This is a genomic window from Streptomyces sp. NPDC111656 (assembly GCF_055656965.1).
Genome location: NZ_JBVKCA010000080.1, coordinates 1 through 1,646, shown reverse-complemented (window position 1 = coordinate 1,646; position 1,646 = coordinate 1). Strand labels below are relative to the sequence as shown.

The 1,646-nt window shown below is 67.3% G+C and carries 1 protein-coding gene; it reads right to left on the bottom strand.

Annotation, left to right across the window (positions count from 1 at the left end):
• Positions 1-97 precede the first annotated feature (97 nt).
• The gene (locus ACZ7M3_RS52820) at positions 98-1,342 is read right to left on the bottom strand and encodes an IS110 family RNA-guided transposase (RefSeq protein ID WP_472073984.1); all 1,245 of its coding nucleotides are present in this window, start codon (positions 1,340-1,342) and stop codon (positions 98-100) included.
• Between the last annotated feature and the right edge of the window lie 304 nt (positions 1,343-1,646).

Here is a 1,646-nt window from a genome sequence, read left to right as displayed (position 1 = left end):
CTTGACTCTGACGCGTAAATAACCGCAGGTGGGTGGTATTTCGGGCACGGCGGTGATCCCAGCGGGGCCGTTCCCGCCGGGTTTCATTCCGGTTGGTTCATCCGGTGGCCTCCATGGGGTCGAGGGTGACCCGGTAGCCGAGTTCGTTGAGGCGGGTTACGGCCCGGCGTGCGGCGCGTTCGGGGTCGCGTCGGGTGAAGTAGTCGCCGCCGAGCTCGTGGTAGGGCACGTTGTCGGTGAGCATGTGCCAGATCGCGGTGATGATCGAGTGCTCGACGGCGATGAGTGCCTTCATCGGTCCGCGGCGGGCGGTCAGTCGCTTGTAACGCGCCTGGAGGTAGGAGCCCTTGGTGCGTGCGGCGCCGAATGCGGCCATCCCCAACGCGCCCTTGAGATGAGCGTTTCCGGGACGGACCCGGGTGCTCCTGACCTTGCCGGCCGATTCGTGGTGTCCGGGACACAGTCCGGCCCAGGAGGCGAGGTTCTTGGCCGAGGCGAACCGGGCCATGTCACCACCCGTCTCGGCCACGACCACCTCGGCCACTGCCCTGTTCACCCCCGGGATCGTGTCCAGCAGGTCCAGTACCGGCCGAAAAGGGACCATCGCCTCCTCGACGCGCACGGTCAGCTGCTTGATCGCGGAGGTCAGCTGGTCGTACTGGTCGAGGTAGAGGCGGGCCAGGAAGGCATGGTGCTCGCGGAAGCGGCCGGTCAGCGCCTGGCCCAGCTCGGGAATCTTGCTGCGCATCCGGCGCTTGGCGAGGTCGGCCAGGACCTGCGGGTCGTTCTGGCCATCGATCAGGGCCTGGAGCATGGCACGGCTGGAGACGCCCATGAGATCGGAGACGACGGCGGACAGCTTGATGCCGGCGTCCTCCAGGAGCTTCTCCAGTCGCTGCACGACCTGAGCTCGCTCATGGGTCAGCTGGGTGCGGGCTCGCGTAAGGTCCCGCAGCTCGCGGACCGGCTGCGGCGGCACGAACGAGGCCCGTACCAGGCCGTGGGAGCCGAGCTGGGCCAGCCAGGCCGCATCCGAGACGTCGGTCTTGCGGCCGGGCAGGTTCTTCACCTGCCGGGCGTTGACCAGGACGACGTTCAGCTCTTCGGCCAGCAGGTAGTAGAAGGGCTTCCAGTAGTCGCCGGTCGCCTCGATCACCACCAGGGTGACCTCGGCGCCGAGGAGGTGTTCGCGCAGGTCGAGGATGGCGTTGGTGGTGGCGCCGAAGGTCGTGGTCTGGTTCGTGAAGGTTCCCTTGCGGCGGGGGCTGGGGGTGCGTACGCACACCTTGGCGTCCCTCTTGCTGATGTCGATGCCGGCGCAGCGTTCGTGCAGGACGTCCATGGCCTCGGCTCCGTTCCCGTTCGGTTCCTCGGATGCGTGGCGCCGCTCCGGGAGGGCCAAGGCAGTGCGAAGAGTCTGACGCGCGTGCTCGTGGCAACACTCCACGGTTCCCGTGGGCGGCCCTCAGTACCATGCTGTCGTGCGAGCTCGAAGGCATCACAGAGTCATCGGTCTCGTCCGGAACGAACAGTTCCACGATCCATACGCGGACGTCTCCAGGGCAGGGCGGACAAGCGATCTGCAGGCGTACGACGGCGCATTTACTGTGCCCCCGGCGCACGGCGAAGCCGCGCTGGATTGCTGT

Coding starts and splice junctions, on each gene's coding strand:
- ACZ7M3_RS52820 (WP_472073984.1), bottom strand. CDS start 1,342: ATGGACGTCCTGCACGAACGCTGCGCCGGCATCGACATCAGCAAGAGG.